Origin of the sequence: Clostridium sp. JN-1 (genome assembly GCF_003718715.1) — a bacterium.
Classification (GTDB): Bacteria; Bacillota; Clostridia; order Clostridiales; family Clostridiaceae; genus Clostridium_AV.
The window spans coordinates 1,726,646-1,742,839 of sequence record NZ_CP033465.1 but is presented as its reverse complement, the minus strand read 5'-3'; the positions used below and the strand labels follow the sequence as shown (position 1 = coordinate 1,742,839).

Below are 16,194 nucleotides of genomic sequence, written 5' to 3'. Positions count from 1 at the left end.
TATGAGTAATGCTAAAACTGTCAAAATAGCTTTGACTAAAGGAAGAATTGAAAAAGGGGCTGTTGAATTATTTCAATATTCAGGTATAGACTGCAGTCAAATTATAAATAAAGGTAGAAAACTTATATTTAAAGATGAAAAGCATAATATTGAGTTTGTACTCGTTAAAGCACCAGATGTATTGACATATGTAGAATATGGAGTTGTTGATATAGGTATAGTTGGAAAGGATACTTTACTTGAACAAAAGAGAAATTTTTATGAAGTACTTGATTTAAAATTTGGAGCATGTAAACTTGCAGTTGCAGGACCTAAAAATAATAAGTTTTATGAAGGATACAATAGAAAAAAGATAGCTACAAAGTATCCAAATGTTGCTAGAGAGTATTTTAGAAAAATTGGTCAGGATGTTGAAATCATAAAAATAGAAGGATCTGTTGAATTAGCACCTATATTAGGTCTTGCTGATGCAATAGTAGATATAGTTGAAACTGGTAATACGCTTAAGGAAAATGGTCTTGTTGTATATGAGAACATATGTGATATAAGTGCTAGGATGGTTGTTAATGTAGCAAGTATGAAAATGAAAAAAGATGAGATAGAAAGGATAATAAATTCTATTCAAAAACAAGTCAAATTAAAAGAAAAATTATCTATTTAAGTTGGGGGTGTAATTTTGAAAGAAGATATTATAAATTTAATATATGGTGGTACAGAAGCTGGAGAAAATTATTTGAAAGGTTTTAAAGAAAGAGGTAAAACTGTACAAAGTGAAGTTATTGAATCAGTAAATAAAATATTACAGGATGTAAAAAAGCATGGTGATGATGCTTTAATAAAATATACAAATAAATTTGACAGTTCAAGTATAGATAAGGACAGCATTTGTGTATCTAGAGAAGAAATAGAAAATGCTTATAAAACTATTGACAGTGAATTTTTGGATACATTAAAACTTGCAGCAAAAAATATAAAGTTTTTTCACGAAAGACAAAAGAAAAACTCATGGATGATTACAAAAGATAATGGAGTAATACTAGGACAGCAAATTAGAGGATTAGAGAGAGTAGGAGTATATGTGCCTGGCGGTACGGCAGCATATCCATCTTCGGTTTTGATGAATGTAATTCCAGCAAAAATAGCAGATGTAAAAGAAATAGTGATGGTAACGCCTCCTTCAAAAGATGGAAGCATAAATCCTAACATACTTGCAGCAGCTGATATAGCTGGAGTTAATAAGATCTATAAAGCAGGAGGTGCACAGGCAATAGGTGCACTTGCATTTGGAACAAAAATAATTGATAAAGTTGATAAGATAGTAGGACCAGGAAACATATTTGTAGCTATGGCCAAGAAGAGTGTATTTGGATATGTGAATATAGATATGATAGCAGGTCCAAGTGAAATTTTAATATTAGCTGATGAAAGTGTTGATCCCAGCTATGTAGCAGCTGACTTAATGTCACAAGCAGAACATGATAAATTAGCATCAGCAGTTTTAATAACTACTTCGGAAAAATTAGCTCAAGATGTCAAAGAAGAATTAAAGAAGCAAGTTGAGAATTTGAGCAGAAAAGATATAATTCTTGAATCATTAAAAAATTATGGACTCATCATAGTAACAGATGATATTCAAAGTGGAATTGATTTAAGTAATTCTATAGCCCCAGAACATTTGGAGTTATGTGTTAAAGAGCCATTTTCTATTCTTGGGAGTATAAAAAATGCAGGGTCAATATTTATGGGAAATTTTGCACCAGAACCACTCGGAGATTATATAGCAGGTCCAAATCATGTACTTCCAACAGGCGGGACTGCAAGGTTTTTTTCACCATTATCAGTAGATGATTTTGTAAAGAAATCTAGCTTTACATATTACTCACAAGAAGAGCTTCAAAAGGTTAGTAATAAAATTATGAAGTTTGCTGATATAGAAGGGCTTACTGCACATGCTAATTCTGTAAAGGTTAGATTAAAATAGTGCTTAAAGGAGATTGTTAAAATGATAGAAAAATTCTTAAAAGAAAATCTTAAAAATTTTAATCCATATACTGCACCAGAAGTTAAATATGAAATTAAGTTAGATGCAAATGAAAATTTTATGAATATACGCAGTGATATTTTAGAAAAAGTTTTAGGTAAAATTAAAAGCCTTGATTTTAATAGATATCCTGATCCTGATTCAACCAAGGTATGTAAGTTGTATGCTGACTATGCAAAAACAGATGCTAAAAATGTAATGGCTGGAAATGGATCAGATGAACTCATACAAATTATAATTTCTGCATTTGTAGATAAAGGTGAAAGTATAATGTGTGTCAATCCTGATTTTTCGATATATGCGGAGTACACTGAAATAGAAGGTGGAAAGGCAAAAGTATTTGAATTAAATGAAGATTTTTCTCTAAATGTAGATAAATTAATAGAATCAGTAAATAGAGAAAAAGTAAAAGTACTTTTTGTATCAAATCCCAATAATCCAGTTGGTACAATAATACCAAGGCAAGATGTATTAAGGATAATTAATGAATGTAATTCAATAGTAGTTGTAGATGAAGCTTATATTGAATTTTACGGTGAATCAATAGTGGATAAAATAAATGATTATGAAAATCTTATAGTATTAAGAACATTTTCAAAAGCTGCGGCAATGGCTGCTATAAGATTGGGATTTTTAATAACAAATCATAAATTAATTCAAGAAATAAAAAAAGTAAAACCTGTTTTTAATGTCAATTCAGTTACTCAAGCTATTGGTGAAGTCATTTTAGAAAACACAGATTATATAAAAGATTATACTAAAAAAGTACTTGTTGAGAGAAAGTTTTTGTTTGATGGATTAAAAAGTATAAATGGACTGAAAGTTTATCCAACACACTCTAATTTTATAATTATGAAACTTAAAGATTCACAAAATATATATAAAGAGCTTTTAAAAAATAGTATATCGGTTAGAAACTATGCTGGTGACGGAAGACTCAATGATTTTATAAGGATAAGTGTTGGAAGCAGAAAGGAAAATGAAGCAGTACTTAATTGCTTGAAAAAAATTATAAAATAACTAAAACTTTAAGGTGGTGTATTATGAGAAAAGCTTCAATTTCGAGAAAAACTAATGAAACAAATATAAATGTTAAAATTGATCTTGATGGAAGTGGAAATTATAAGATAGATACAGGCATAGGTTTTTTTGACCATATGCTGTGCCTTATGTCAAAGCATGGATTTATAGATATGGAAGTAAGTGCAAAAGGGGATCTATATGTTGATTCACATCATACTATTGAAGATATTGGAATAGTTATTGGAAAGTGTATTGAAAGAGCTCTTGGTGATAAGGCACAGATAAAGAGATATGGTACAACTTTTTTACCTATGGATGAAGTTCTTTGCATGGTATCAATGGATATAAGTGGAAGACCTTATTTAGTATTTGATGCAAATTTTAGTGCTGAAAAAGTTGGACAAATGGATACGGAAATGGTTGAAGAATTTTTTAGAGCTGTAGCCTTTAATGCAGGGATTACTCTTCATATAAAAGTACTTTATGGGAATAATTCTCACCATATGATAGAGGCAATTTTTAAAGCCTTTGGAAGAACTTTAAGAGAAGCTGTAACTTGTGATGAAAAAATAAAAGGAATAATGTCTACTAAAGGCATATTGTAAATTAGTTGAAATAAAAAATTATTGGAGTGTGATTTGATGATTGCAATAATAGATTATGGAATGGGAAACTTAAGAAGTGTCCAGAAATCACTTCAGTATATAGGTCAAGATGCAATTATAACTTCTGATGCAGGGGAAATAGAAAAATCAAGTGGAGTTATTTTACCTGGGGTAGGTGCTTTCCCAGATGCAATGAAAAACTTGAGAGAGACCAAATTAGATGAAGCATTTAAAGAGGCTTTAAAGTCTGGAAAACCAGCATTAGGGATATGTTTAGGAATGCAGCTTTTGTTTAGTATTAGTGAAGAGATAAAAACTTGCAGCGGACTTGACCTTCTAAAAGGAAGTGTCAAAAAGATATATGCAGATGTAAAGATACCTCATATGGGGTGGAACAGCTTAAATATAAAAAAGACATGTGAAATTTTAAATGGAATTGATGAAGAAAGTTATGTTTATTTTGTACACTCATTTTATACGGAAGTTGAGGATAGTGAAAATTTAAATGCAGTATCCTATTATGGAATGAATATACCGGCAGTTGTAAGTAAAGATAGTTTGTTTGGAGTACAATTTCATCCTGAAAAGAGCGGTGACGTTGGGATGCAAATGCTTAAAAATTTTTCAAAGTTGACTAAGTTTTAATAATTGAGTAGATGAGGAGGTAGTTTAATTGATTATAATTCCAGCAATTGATCTAAAGGATGGTAAGTGTGTGAGACTATATCAAGGGAAAATGTCATCAGCTCAAGTAGTTGCAAAAGATGTGGTAGAGACAGCTTTAAGTTTTAAAGATGCAGGAGCGGAATATTTACATATGGTTGATTTAGATGGAGCCGTTGAAGGTAAAATGCGAAATTTAGATCAAGTTTTAAGAGTAATAAATGAAGTTAAACTTCCTGTAGAAGTTGGCGGAGGAATAAGAAACCTTGAAACAATAGACCTTTTAATAGAAAGTAAAGTAAGCCAAGTGATACTTGGAACAGCTGCTTTAAATGATTTTAATATGTTAAAAGAAGCAGTTAAAAAGTACGGAGATAAAATTGCCGTCGGTATAGATGCCAAAGATGGTTTAGTTGCTGTAGATGGATGGGTTAATGTAAGCAAAATAGACTATATAGAATTTGCAAAGAGAATTGAAGATGTAGGCGTAAAAACTATAATATTTACGGATATAAGTAGAGATGGGACTTTGAAAGGAGCTAATTTAAAACAACTTTCTGAAATTGAATCAAATGTTTCCTGTAATATAATTGCTTCAGGTGGAGTTAAAAATATAGAAGATGTAAAAAATATAAAAAATGTTGGTGTATATGGAGCTATTATTGGAAAGGCAATTTATTCAGGAGATATTTTCCTTCAAGATGCTATAGAAATTGGGAGGAATTAATTGTGCTTACTAAAAGAATAATACCATGTTTAGATGTAGAAGGTGGAAGAGTAGTTAAAGGAGTTAATTTTGTGAACTTAAAGGATGTAGGAGATCCTGTTGAGATAGCAAAAGCTTATAATGAAGAAGGTGCAGATGAAATAGTATTTCTAGATATTACTGCAACGAGTGATCAAAGAAAAACGATGATAGATGTAGTTAGAAGAACAGCAGAAGAAGTATTTATACCTTTGACAGTTGGAGGAGGTATAAGAAATTTGGATGATTTTAAAAACATTTTAAGGGCAGGTGCAGATAAAATATCCGTTAATTCAGCTGCAGTAAATGATCCAGAACTTATAACAAGGGCAGCGGATAAGTTTGGAAGTCAATGTGTAGTTGCAGCTATAGATGCTAGAATGAGACAGGATAAGACTGGTTGGAATGTAGTCATAAATGGTGGAAGAATTGATACTGGACTTGATGCAGTAAAGTGGGCAAAAAAAGTAGAAACTTTAGGTGCAGGCGAAATACTTTTAACTAGTATGGATACAGATGGAACCAAAAGCGGATATGATATACCACTTACAGATACGATATCAAAATCAGTAAATATTCCAGTTATAGCATCAGGAGGATGCGGAAAATTAGAGCACTTTTATAATGTGTTTGCTGAATCTAATGCAGATGCAGCTCTTGCAGCTTCTCTTTTTCACTATAGAGAACTTACCATAAAACAAGTAAAAGAGTATTTAAAGAGTAGAAATGTAGAAGTTAGAATTTAGGGTATTTAAAGAGGGGAAATAATATGGATGAAAATATCAATACTCAAAATTTGAAAGCAGTTAATTTTAAAGGCGGCTTGATTCCAGCAGTAATTCAAGATTATGAAAGTGGGCAGGTTTTAATGGTTGCATATATGAATGAAGAGTCTTTAAAGAGAACTTTGCAAAGTGGAACTACATGGTTTTGGAGTAGATCAAGAAATGAATACTGGAATAAAGGAGAAACTTCCGGACACTATCAATATGTTAAGGGTATAAGTGTTGACTGTGATGGAGATACACTGCTCATAAAAGTAAAGCAAGTTGGGGCAGCATGTCATACTGGCAATAGAAGCTGCTTTTATAGAAATATACTATAGGGTTCCTAATTTGCAACTTAACTTACACTCCGGGGAATATATACAGCCTTTGACACTATAATTCGTAATATAAAAATATAGGACAGAGGACAATGAAGGAGGATTTTTCTACGTTACACTACGAAAAATCTTTAAATTTAAAGGAAACTCCTGCTCTTTTGTTTCGCAGGAGTATACTCTGCGTAAGCGACTATCACCAAATCAAAGATTTGGGATATCTGCTTAAGTAGCGATGTTTTGCTTTAGCAAAACAAGTTATGAAAAATAATTAAAGGTTTTTCCGTAGTGTAACGGAGGAAAATGTTGCTAATACTTTTTAGTGTATAAGTTAACTTTCTAGTTAGTTTTCCCATACAATTTTGGAAGGAGGGTTATAAATGGATTTGAATGATGTTTTTAAAGATCTTTATGAAGTTATAGAAAGTAGGAGGGACAATCCTGTAGAGGTAACTAAACAGTTACAGAAACTTTCATAAAGTTTATAAAACTTTAAAAGTTTCTTATAACTAAACCTCCCATATTCGTAAAGAGTATGGAGCGATGCATATTATGCATTCAAAATCCTTTGAACTGCTGGAAGTTCCTAAAGCTTAACTAACTACAACGTAAGGATGAAATAAGCCTAGACGTGAAGGTTGCGAAAGCAGAAAAAATAGTTAAGATGGCATATGGTTAAATCCTAAGTGCTGAAGCAGTGGATAATCAGCAGCTAAGACTCGAATAGAGTAAAGTTCAACGACTATTCCGTAAAGGAAGTACACTATAAGCTAAAGATAGTGGAAGTGGAGGATACCTAATTTGTACTAATAAGTATAACGGGTAGTGATATAGTCTGCGCTCGTATCCGAAAGGTCGAGGCCACTCGCGTAAGCGAAATGGCATCATAGAAGCAGCGTTCTATGATAAACATAATAAACTTTATAAATGTTCTTTGAAAACTTTATATAACTTTATAAAAATAGCACTCTTTTAAGGAGTATAGATGTAATCTTTTAAAATCATAATTAATCATCTCCTATAAATTTATTATATGGTTATAATAAATTTATGGAAAGGGAGGTGAAAAATAATGATAAAGGCAGTAAAAATAAGGTTATTTCCAACCAAAGAACAAGAAATATTAATGTTCAAATTCTGCGGTGTAATGAGATTTGCCTATAATTGGGGCAGGGCTAGATGGGAAGAGTTATATAAACAGGGATTAGAACCTTCAAAAGCTAAAATTAAAAAAGAATTTAACAATACTATTAAAAAGCAGGAAGATTATAAATGGTTAAAAGAAGTTAGTGGTCAAATTACATCACAGGCTTTTGATGATTTAGACAAAGCTTATAAGAACTTTTTCAAAGGATTAGCTAAATACCCTAGATTTAAGACCAAAAGAAAATCTAGAAAATCCTTTTACGTTAGATACGACAGACTTTACTTTAAAGGAAATGCAGTCAATATTGAAAAGATAGGTAAAGTAAAATATAAAACCAATTATGATATACCTATTTTACCTAATTATAATAATCCAAGATGTCATTTTGACGGCAAGTACTGGTATTTAACATTAGGTTTTGAGCATAACGAAAACCAAGTTGAGCTTAATAAAGATTTATCTATTGGTATTGATTTAGGAGTTTCTAACCTGGCTGTAGTAAATTGTTTAGATAAGCCTATTAAAAACATTAATAAATCAACTAAGGTTAGAAAATTGAAAAAGAAATTAAAAAGATTACAAAGACAAGTATCAAGAAAATATGAAGCAAATAGAGAAGGATGCAAATTTAATAAGACAAATAATATTATTAAGCTAGAAAAAGTTATTAAACTTGTATATAGAAAGCTTAATAACATTAGAGCTAATCACATACATCAAGCTACTAATATGATAATAAAACTAAGACCGTACAGAGTTGTAATGGAAAATTTAAATATTAGCGGTATGCTAAAAAATAAACATTTATCAAAAACTATACAAGAACAAGGTTTTTATGAATTCATTAGACAAATGCAATACAAATGTAAGTTTAATGGGATAGAGTTTGTTCAGGCAGACAAATTTTATCCCAGCAGTAAAACTTGTTCTTGTTGTGGAAATGTAAAAAAAGATTTGAAACTTAAAGATAGAATGTATGTATGTGATATTTGCGGGCTAGAAATAGATAGAGATAAAAATGCTTCAATAAATCTTGGTAATTATGAAATAGTATAAATGGTGATTTTGAAAGGTTATACTATATGTATCCTGCGCTGTGGGAGAATTTAAGTCCTTGGAGAGTTGCACCAAACTAAAGTAGAATAAGCAATTATTTAAAATAGAACTCTGTGAATAGGAAAGGTTATTTAGTAATGGATAACATAAGTAAAATTTATAAAGTTATATAAGGTTTTTATATACATTTATAAAGTTTATGCAACGGGATCATATACTAGCTATTTGTTTAAAGAGGGTTTGGATAAAATATTAAAAAAGGTAGGGGAAGAATCTTCTGAGGTTATAATATCAAGTAAAAATTCAAATAAAGAAGAGAAGGTTTATGAAATAAGCGATTTATTATATCATTTGTTAGTTTTAATGGTACATCAGGGTGTAGCTATAGATGATATAGCACAAGAGTTGGAAAAAAGAAGACAAAAGACACTTAACAAAAAAGTTATGGGCAAAAGAGCAGATGGAATAGATTAAATTTGAAAGGAAAATTGTCCTTTAAAAAATGCTTCGTAATTTGCAGATATTACGTATCAAGCATTGTTGTTAGATATATGCAGCATAAGGACAAACTTAACTCATACTCCAAGGTATACTCACAAACTTCAGCATTTTAAAAAAGTTTTAACATTTCTAAGCTCGTCTTTTGAAAATTTAAGCAGATTATATAAACTCGCAAAGCTCAAACATATATAATCTACTAAAATTTTTCCAAAAGACTTCGCTAAGAACTGTAAAAACTTTTTAAATGTGCCTTCAGTTTGCAAGTATACCTTTGCGTATGAACCAAGTTTGTCCTTATCACGTATATAACTGTTAACAATATTTTATACATCAATTTATACAAATGTGCCATTAAGTATTGTATATATTTGCTTATTTAAATGGCTAATAAAACATAGTAAAAATAGATTTAAATCAGCAAATTATATATCATAAGTGGAATAATTCGTTTAGTGATTTTGAGACGATAGTCTCTTAAAATACATATTTTTGTGGATTTTTATGTATGTAATTAAATTAATCTAAAACTTAGACGATGAGGCTCTGATTTTCATGCTCAAATCGCAAGTGTAACTGTAAATCTTATTCTGTATGTATTTCTTTCGTAATATCGTAGAATTAATACATATGAATCATCAGGTGGATTATTTGACATGATAAAAATTTAGCTGAAAGGTTAAGAAAAATCTTGGCTAAGTATTACAAATAATTATTGATACTGCTTGATAAAATTTAAAATTCCGATGCTGCGCATTTTATTATTGATTTTCTTAAAGCTTTTGTAGCAAATAAAACTAAGTATAAAATTAATGGTCTATCGACCTGCGGGCTTTTCAGCCCTAGTAAGTGTAAGATAAGTATTTATAATTATTTCAACATAATTTACAATACTAATATATACAGATGGTACAGTTAGCATTTATTTTGCTGCAATGCAATGCTTGATATGCAATATCTGCAGATTATTGAATAATTGACTTGAAAATTTAGTTCTATAAATGTATCTTTAATTATGATTAATTAATTTATGTAAGATAAAGAGGTATAATTTATGAAAACTGCAATTGTAACAGGGGCATCCTCTGGTATAGGATTTGAAATAAGTAAAAAACTTTTAAGCTTGGATTACAAGGTTTATGGTCTTGGAAGGGATTTTTCCAAAATAGATTTTAACTCAGATAATTTTATAAAAGTTGTTTGTGATTTAATGGAAACAAATAAAGTAGTTGATATTATAAAGAAAATAAAAAAAGAAAATGATATATATATGCTTGTTAATAGTGCAGGGGTTGGATACTTTGGACCTCATGAAGAATTAAATCCATATAAAATACGCCAAATTGTAGAAGTAAATTTAGAAGCTCCTATGATATTAACTAACTTATTGCTTAGAGATTTAAAAAAGAATAAAGGATATATAATAAATATATCATCTATAACGGCAAAAAAGTGGAGTACATATGGATGTGCTTATGCTGCTGCAAAAGCTGGACTAACACATTTTTCGGAAAGTCTTTTTGAAGAAACTAGAAAATATGGTGTGAAGGTTATAACTATACATCCTGATATAGTTAAAACACACTTTTATGATAAGTGCAATTTTAGGGAAGGTGATGCTGAGGATAGTTATATAACATCAGAATGTGTAGCAGGTGCAGTTGAAAATATTTTAAATCAAAGAGAAGGAACGATTATAACTGATATAACTATAAGGCCTCAAAGGCATATGATAACGAAAAAAAAGAACAATTAACTTAGGAGTGCTTAATATGAATAAAATAATTGGTATGTTTGCACATGTAGATGCAGGAAAGACAACACTTGCCGAACAAATATTATATCACACAAAGAGCATTAGAAGTCTTGGAAGAGTGGATCATAAAGACTCATTTCTAGATAATAATAATATAGAAAAGGAAAGAGGAATTACTGTATTTTCAGATCAAGCAGTTTTTAAGTATAATTCTTCTACTTATTATTTAGTAGATACCCCAGGGCATATGGATTTTTCGTCTGAAATGGAAAGGGCAATTCAAATTATGGATTATGCCATTGTTATAATAAGTGGAAACCAGGGAATTCAAAGTCAAACGGAAGTCATATGGGAATTACTTAGGAAAAATAAAATTCCAACTTTTTTCTTTATAAATAAAGTTGATATAGAAACTTCTAATCTTGAGGCTGTCTTAAATGAAATAAAATTGAATTTGACTTTAGATGTATATCTAATGGATGATTCATTTGAAGGCGGAAATATGAGTCCTGAACTTGTAGAATTTATAGCTGAGAAAGACGATAACCTTCTTGAGAAATACTTGGAAAATGGCTATAAGAAAGATTTATGGTTAAATTCTGTGAGAAAGATGATTAAACAAAATAAGTTGTTTCCATGTTTTAGTGGTTCGGCGCTTAAAGATATTGGCATAGATACTTTTATTGAAAAACTTGATATATTAACTTTTACTGAATATGACAATAAGGTTAAGTTTAGCGGTATAGTATATAAAGTACGATATGATGAAGATCAAAATAAGATTACTTATATAAAAGCACTAAGCGGTGTATTAAATATAAAAGAAAAAATTCAGATTGGTGAAAATTACGAAAAAGTAAATGAAATAAGGATTTACAATGGCAGTAAGTTTAAAACAGCAGACAGCGTTTCGGCAGGCCAGCTTTTTGCAGTTTGCGGACTTACAAGTGTAAAAATAGGAGATGGAATAGGCAGCTTAGGGAAAAAGGCAAACTATAGTGCAGTACCAACTTTAAAATCAAAAGTTATATTTGATGATAAATTAAATCCAAAAGAAGTTTTAAACTGTTTTAAAATCTTAGAAGATGAGGATCCTGCTTTAAATATAACTTGGAATGAGAAAATGAAAGAAATACAAGTTCATATTATGGGTATAGTTCAACTTGAAGTTTTAAAACAGGTTGTAAAAGAAAGATTTAATTTATTAGTTGACTTTGGTCCGTGCAAAATTTTGTATAAAGAAACTATATTAGAGAACAGCATAGGATATGGACATTTTGAACCTTTAAAGCATTATGCTGAAGTACATCTTAGGCTGGAGCCTGGTGAGAGAAATAGTGGAATTACATTTAAAAGTGAATGCAGTACAGATGATTTGACAATTGGAAATCAAAATTTAATACGTACCAATATATATGAAAGGGAACACCATGGAATTTTGACGGGTTCTCCAGTAACTGACTTAAAGATTACACTTTTGACGGGGCGTGCGCATATTAAACATACAAGTGGTGGAGATTTTAGAGAAGCAACTTTAAGGGCACTAAGACAAGGACTTGAATCTGCTAAAAATGTAGTTTTAGAGCCATATTACCGATTTAAAATATCAGCAGATGTAGAGTATATAGGAAAGGTCTTGTCAGATATACAAAGATTAAATGGTTCTTTTAAAAGCCCGGATATACATAATGACAAGGTTTTTATAAATGGAAGAGGACCTGTGTCAGAATTTATGAATTATAATTTAGAGTTTATATCATCAACAAATGGCAGGGGAAAAATCAACTTTGTATTTGATGGATACGATGTTTGTCATAATCAAGAAGAAGTTATACAAAATATAGGATACAATAACAATGCAGATATTGAATATACATCGAGTTCAATATTTTGTTCAAAAGGGCAAGCATTTTTAGTAAGTGGAGATAAGGCAAAAGAATACATGCATTGTTTGAAATAAATATAGGTTTTTAGTTATGCAATACATAATAATTAGATAAATAAAGATATAGTATAAGATGGAAGATAAGTTCCTTTCATCTTATTTTTTGTAAGTTTTAAAATATAGAGCAACTTTTAAGAAAATCTAAGAGCTTTTTAATGTAATTTTAATCTTAAGAATAGATAATGTTATATGTAATAGATGCAGATTATTTGAAGAGAATTAAGTTTCATGTATTAATTGTTATTATAATAATATCTATTATTCCAGCAGTAGTTATATTAATTAAAGAAAAAAGAAATGGAGGAAATAATAAAAATGATGTCATTAATACAACACCTTGATAATTACATTCTCCTGTGTATAAATAATAATATGCATGGATATGTAATGGATAAAATAATGGTTTTCGTGACCTACTTAGGCAGCGGTGGATTTATATGGATTACGATTGCTGTTTTATTAATAATTAATAAAAAATATAGAAATATAGGTTTTATGGTTTTAGGAGCTTTATTATTAAATACAATTTTATGTGAAGGAATTTTAAAACATGCAGTTCAGCGTATGAGACCATCAACTTATATACCAGCAGCTAATCTTTTAATTCCAAAACCTTTATCATATTCATTCCCTTCAGGACACGCTGCTTCTTCATTTGCAGCTGCAGGGGTATTGGCAAAGTATTTTAAAAGATATGCATTTGTTTTTTTCGGTTTGGCATCTTTGATAGCTTTTTCAAGGTTGTATTTATATGTTCATTATCCTACAGATGTTTTAGCTGGCATAATTTTAGGATTGATATGCAGCAAAATAACAATTTATGTGTTTAATAGAGTAAATAAGCACGCAGCAATTACTATGAAAAAGGAGTAATCAAATGCATAGGGTTTCTAGCCCCAAGTTTAATCTATATAGAACAATAAAATTCCTTTTTCAAATAAAGAGATTATTACCATAACAGGTTTAAGTAAGGTATCCGTAGTTAAATATATTTTAGCTATAATATCAAGTATGACACAAAAATACAACCTACAAATTATCACAAAAGCACAAAAAAGCAAGAATATTGAATAAATATAAAGGAGTTTCCAAATAAAAGCCACAAAACAACAAAAAAAGTACATAGAAATGCTTTACAATCCACAAAAAATAATATATACTTGCATTAATGAAAATGTTTTCGATACTTAACGATTTTTAACGGCATTATTCATAATAATTGTGGGAGGTTTTTAAGTTGGAAGAAAAAAAGGGGAGTATTAAAAAATGGATGACATTTGGAACTTTAATTTTAGGAGGAGGAACGATTTATAAACTTCCATACCTAAAAGATGCATTTTATGTTCCTATGCAGCAGCAATTCCATTTAACAAATACACAAATAGGTGCAATGTTATCTGCTTATGCAATTGTCCAATCTTTCGGATATATATTTTCAATGTATTTAACAGATAGATTCTCCAAAAAGAAACTGCTGCCAATTGGACTGATAGGTGTTGGAGCTTTGGGATTCTTTATGTTAACGTCTCCAGGATATACAGGAATGTTAATACTTTGGTGTCTATTTGCTGTATTTGCAGAATTGTTATTCTGGCCGGTTCTTGTAAAGTCAGTTAGATTACTAGGCGGTAAAGACGAACAGGGAAGAATGTTTGGATTTCTTGAGGCAGGCAGAGGAGTAGTTGATACAATAGTTGCATTTACTGCTCTTGGAATATTTCAACTATTAGGAGCAGGATCAACTGGCTTAAAGGGAGCTATAGTATTCTATTCAACAATAGTAATTGTAGTAGGTATTATTTCTTATTTCTTACTTGAAGATGATGTAATAGTAACAACTAAAAATAAAGATGGCGAAGTTAATAAAAATAAAATTGCATTACAAGGTGCAATTAAAGCATTGAAAATGCCGGAAGTATGGCTAGTATCATTTACTATATTCTCAGTATATTCAGTATATTGTGGTTTAACCTATTTCATTCCATTCTTAAAGGATATTTATGGACTGCCTGTAGCGCTTGTTGGTGCTTACGGTATTATAAATCAGTATGGTTTAAAAATGGTTGGCGGACCTATAGGTGGATTTTTAGCTGATAAGGGATTTAAATCTCCATCAAAATATATAAGAGCTGCTTTTGTAGCAGCAATTGCAGCAATGACAATATTTATATTCTTACCGCATCAGAAAATGAATGTATATGCAGGAATGACATTTACACTTGGTTTTGGAACAATAATATTTACAATGAGAGCAGTATTCTTTGCACCTATGGAAGAAGTTGAAATACCAAGAGAAATAAGCGGCGCTGCAACTTCAGTAGCTTGTTTTGTAGGATATGCGCCTTCAATGTTTGCATTCCCTCTATTTGGTTCATTAATAGATAAGACTCCAGGAATTAATGGATACAAACAAGTATTTTTGCTTATGATTGCTTTTTCAGTATTAGGATTCATTTTAAGTAGTTTATTAGTTCATATGGTTAATAAGAAAAAAGCATTAGGCCAAGAAGCTGCCTAAAATAAGTAAAATAGACTGCTGTAGGATTGATATTAAATCGTCCTATAGCTATTTCTACAGCGATAATATTTTAGAAAATATATTAATAATAGGATACAAAAAATAATAAATGTCATGAAATAATTATAGCATTCCACATTTTGCATTTAATAAAAGTTCTTATGCTGATACGATATAAATAAAAACCTATAAGTTGATGAAAGGGGGGGAATTTGTTGTTAGCAGAAGAAAGAAAAGACACTATTATACAAATGCTTGAAGAAGAAGGCAGCGTTAAGGTATCAAAATTAACTAAACTATTTGATGTTTCTATTGAAACAATAAGGAGAGACTTAGAATCTCTTGAAAAAGAAGGGTTATTGAAACGCGTTTATGGCGGCGCTGTATTAAAAAAAAATGAAGTTCAAAAATTAAATTATATAAATAGAGAAAAAGAATTTATTAATGAAAAAAGAGAAATTGCGAAAATTGCTATTAAATATATAGAGGATGGTCAATCAATTGCACTAAATGATAGTACTACTAATATAGAAATTGCTAGAGAGCTAAAAAATAACTTTAAAGAGCTTACGGTTATAACCAATTCATTAATGATTGCTAATGAGTTAGATGATGCAGAGAGTTTCACTGTTATTTTGGCAGGTGGTATATTGAATAGTAAGGAACGTGCTTTTTTTGGTGAACTTCCAAAAAAGTTACTCTCTAATTTTATCGCTGATAAAGCATTTATTAGCGTTGGCGGTGTATCATTGATTAGGGGCATTACTGATTTTATGCCAGAAGAGGTTCAAATTGAAAAAGGATTAATAGAGATTTCTCAAGAAACTATAATATTAGCTGATAGTAGTAAAATGGATAAAATATCACTTATTAAATTAGAAGATATTCATGAAGTGAACTTAATTATAACTGATTCAAAATTAGATTCTAAGATTCTGAATAACTACCTAAAAAACGGAATAGAAATTGTTAATAAATAGATAAGATATATACACTAAAGATATAATTTAATATATATTTTGAATATTTTATTTTAAGTGAAAGCACTTAAAAATACACATAAAAAACAGATTAGACCCTATAAAACACACAAAA

At 30.0% G+C, this 16,194-nt stretch carries 16 protein-coding genes; all 16 read left to right on the top strand.

Translation table 11 applies throughout. The annotated features are described in order from the left end of the window. The first annotated feature begins 1 nt into the window (after nucleotide 1). The 16 genes from hisG to EBB51_RS08125 all read left to right on the top strand — a co-directional run bounded on the left by hisG (nucleotide 2) and on the right by EBB51_RS08125 (nucleotide 16,079). Complete coding sequence (hisG, locus tag EBB51_RS08195) at nucleotides 2–661, top strand: ATP phosphoribosyltransferase (protein ID WP_123054020.1); 660 nt, start codon at nucleotides 2–4, stop codon at nucleotides 659–661. Nucleotides 662–688: 27 nt separating this feature from the next. Beyond that, the gene (hisD, locus tag EBB51_RS08190; protein ID WP_243103943.1) at nucleotides 689–1,981 is read left to right on the top strand and encodes a histidinol dehydrogenase; all 1,293 of its coding nucleotides are present in this window, start codon (nucleotides 689–691) and stop codon (nucleotides 1,979–1,981) included. A 21-nt stretch (nucleotides 1,982–2,002) separates the two neighbouring features. Then, entirely contained in the window at nucleotides 2,003–3,061 is a 1,059-nt protein-coding gene (hisC, locus tag EBB51_RS08185; RefSeq protein ID WP_123054018.1) for a histidinol-phosphate transaminase, read from the top strand. Between the two features lie 23 nt (nucleotides 3,062–3,084). Beyond that, nucleotides 3,085–3,669 (top strand): imidazoleglycerol-phosphate dehydratase HisB, encoded by a 585-nt coding sequence (gene hisB, locus EBB51_RS08180; protein ID WP_123055019.1) that lies wholly within the window; start codon nucleotides 3,085–3,087, stop codon nucleotides 3,667–3,669. Between the two features lie 36 nt (nucleotides 3,670–3,705). Further along, on the top strand, nucleotides 3,706–4,314 hold the full coding sequence (hisH, locus tag EBB51_RS08175; RefSeq protein ID WP_123054017.1) for an imidazole glycerol phosphate synthase subunit HisH: 609 nt from the start codon (nucleotides 3,706–3,708) through the stop codon (nucleotides 4,312–4,314). A 28-nt stretch (nucleotides 4,315–4,342) separates the two neighbouring features. Further along, nucleotides 4,343–5,059, top strand: a complete 717-nt coding sequence (gene hisA / locus EBB51_RS08170) for a 1-(5-phosphoribosyl)-5-[(5-phosphoribosylamino)methylideneamino]imidazole-4-carboxamide isomerase (protein ID WP_123054016.1) — start codon at nucleotides 4,343–4,345, stop codon at nucleotides 5,057–5,059. 2 nt (nucleotides 5,060–5,061) lie between these two features. After that, nucleotides 5,062–5,823, top strand: a complete 762-nt coding sequence (hisF, locus tag EBB51_RS08165) for an imidazole glycerol phosphate synthase subunit HisF (RefSeq protein WP_123054015.1) — start codon at nucleotides 5,062–5,064, stop codon at nucleotides 5,821–5,823. Nucleotides 5,824–5,846: 23 nt separating this feature from the next. Beyond that, complete coding sequence (gene hisI / locus EBB51_RS08160) at nucleotides 5,847–6,182, top strand: phosphoribosyl-AMP cyclohydrolase (RefSeq protein ID WP_123054014.1); 336 nt, start codon at nucleotides 5,847–5,849, stop codon at nucleotides 6,180–6,182. Between the two features lie 1,069 nt (nucleotides 6,183–7,251). Further along, the gene (locus EBB51_RS08155) at nucleotides 7,252–8,382 is read left to right on the top strand and encodes an RNA-guided endonuclease TnpB family protein (protein ID WP_123054013.1); all 1,131 of its coding nucleotides are present in this window, start codon (nucleotides 7,252–7,254) and stop codon (nucleotides 8,380–8,382) included. Nucleotides 8,383–8,541: 159 nt separating this feature from the next. Then, entirely contained in the window at nucleotides 8,542–8,856 is a 315-nt protein-coding gene (gene hisE / locus EBB51_RS08150) for a phosphoribosyl-ATP diphosphatase (RefSeq protein ID WP_123054012.1), read from the top strand. Between the two features lie 1,078 nt (nucleotides 8,857–9,934). After that, complete coding sequence (locus EBB51_RS08145) at nucleotides 9,935–10,636, top strand: SDR family NAD(P)-dependent oxidoreductase (RefSeq protein ID WP_123054011.1); 702 nt, start codon at nucleotides 9,935–9,937, stop codon at nucleotides 10,634–10,636. A gap of 16 nt (nucleotides 10,637–10,652) precedes the next feature. Next, complete coding sequence (locus tag EBB51_RS08140; RefSeq protein ID WP_123054010.1) at nucleotides 10,653–12,596, top strand: TetM/TetW/TetO/TetS family tetracycline resistance ribosomal protection protein; 1,944 nt, start codon at nucleotides 10,653–10,655, stop codon at nucleotides 12,594–12,596. A gap of 167 nt (nucleotides 12,597–12,763) precedes the next feature. Further along, a complete protein-coding gene (locus EBB51_RS13675; protein ID WP_190285248.1) occupies nucleotides 12,764–12,922 on the top strand; it encodes a hypothetical protein in 159 nt (52 codons plus the stop codon). Continuing rightward, nucleotides 12,897–13,454, top strand: coding sequence for a phosphatase PAP2 family protein (locus EBB51_RS08135; protein ID WP_190285247.1), 558 nt, complete (start codon nucleotides 12,897–12,899; stop codon nucleotides 13,452–13,454). Before EBB51_RS13675 ends, EBB51_RS08135 begins: the two co-directional genes overlap by 26 nt. A gap of 364 nt (nucleotides 13,455–13,818) precedes the next feature. Further along, a complete protein-coding gene (locus EBB51_RS08130; protein ID WP_347560932.1) occupies nucleotides 13,819–15,099 on the top strand; it encodes an MFS transporter in 1,281 nt (426 codons plus the stop codon). A gap of 215 nt (nucleotides 15,100–15,314) precedes the next feature. Further along, nucleotides 15,315–16,079 (top strand): DeoR/GlpR family DNA-binding transcription regulator, encoded by a 765-nt coding sequence (locus EBB51_RS08125; protein ID WP_123054009.1) that lies wholly within the window; start codon nucleotides 15,315–15,317, stop codon nucleotides 16,077–16,079. Nucleotides 16,080–16,194 lie beyond the last annotated feature (115 nt).

Excerpts from the sequence above, each read along its gene's own strand:
- hisG (WP_123054020.1), top strand. The coding sequence starts at position 2 with ATGAGTAATGCTAAAACTGTCAAAATAGCTTTGACTAAAGGAAGAATT.
- hisC (WP_123054018.1), top strand. The coding sequence starts at position 2,003 with ATGATAGAAAAATTCTTAAAAGAAAATCTTAAAAATTTTAATCCATAT.
- hisB (WP_123055019.1), top strand. The coding sequence starts at position 3,085 with ATGAGAAAAGCTTCAATTTCGAGAAAAACTAATGAAACAAATATAAAT.
- hisH (WP_123054017.1), top strand. The coding sequence starts at position 3,706 with ATGATTGCAATAATAGATTATGGAATGGGAAACTTAAGAAGTGTCCAG.
- hisI (WP_123054014.1), top strand. The coding sequence starts at position 5,847 with ATGGATGAAAATATCAATACTCAAAATTTGAAAGCAGTTAATTTTAAA.
- EBB51_RS08155 (WP_123054013.1), top strand. The coding sequence starts at position 7,252 with ATGATAAAGGCAGTAAAAATAAGGTTATTTCCAACCAAAGAACAAGAA.
- EBB51_RS08145 (WP_123054011.1), top strand. The coding sequence starts at position 9,935 with ATGAAAACTGCAATTGTAACAGGGGCATCCTCTGGTATAGGATTTGAA.
- EBB51_RS08140 (WP_123054010.1), top strand. The coding sequence starts at position 10,653 with ATGAATAAAATAATTGGTATGTTTGCACATGTAGATGCAGGAAAGACA.
- EBB51_RS13675 (WP_190285248.1), top strand. The coding sequence starts at position 12,764 with ATGTTATATGTAATAGATGCAGATTATTTGAAGAGAATTAAGTTTCAT.
- EBB51_RS08135 (WP_190285247.1), top strand. The coding sequence starts at position 12,897 with ATGATGTCATTAATACAACACCTTGATAATTACATTCTCCTGTGTATA.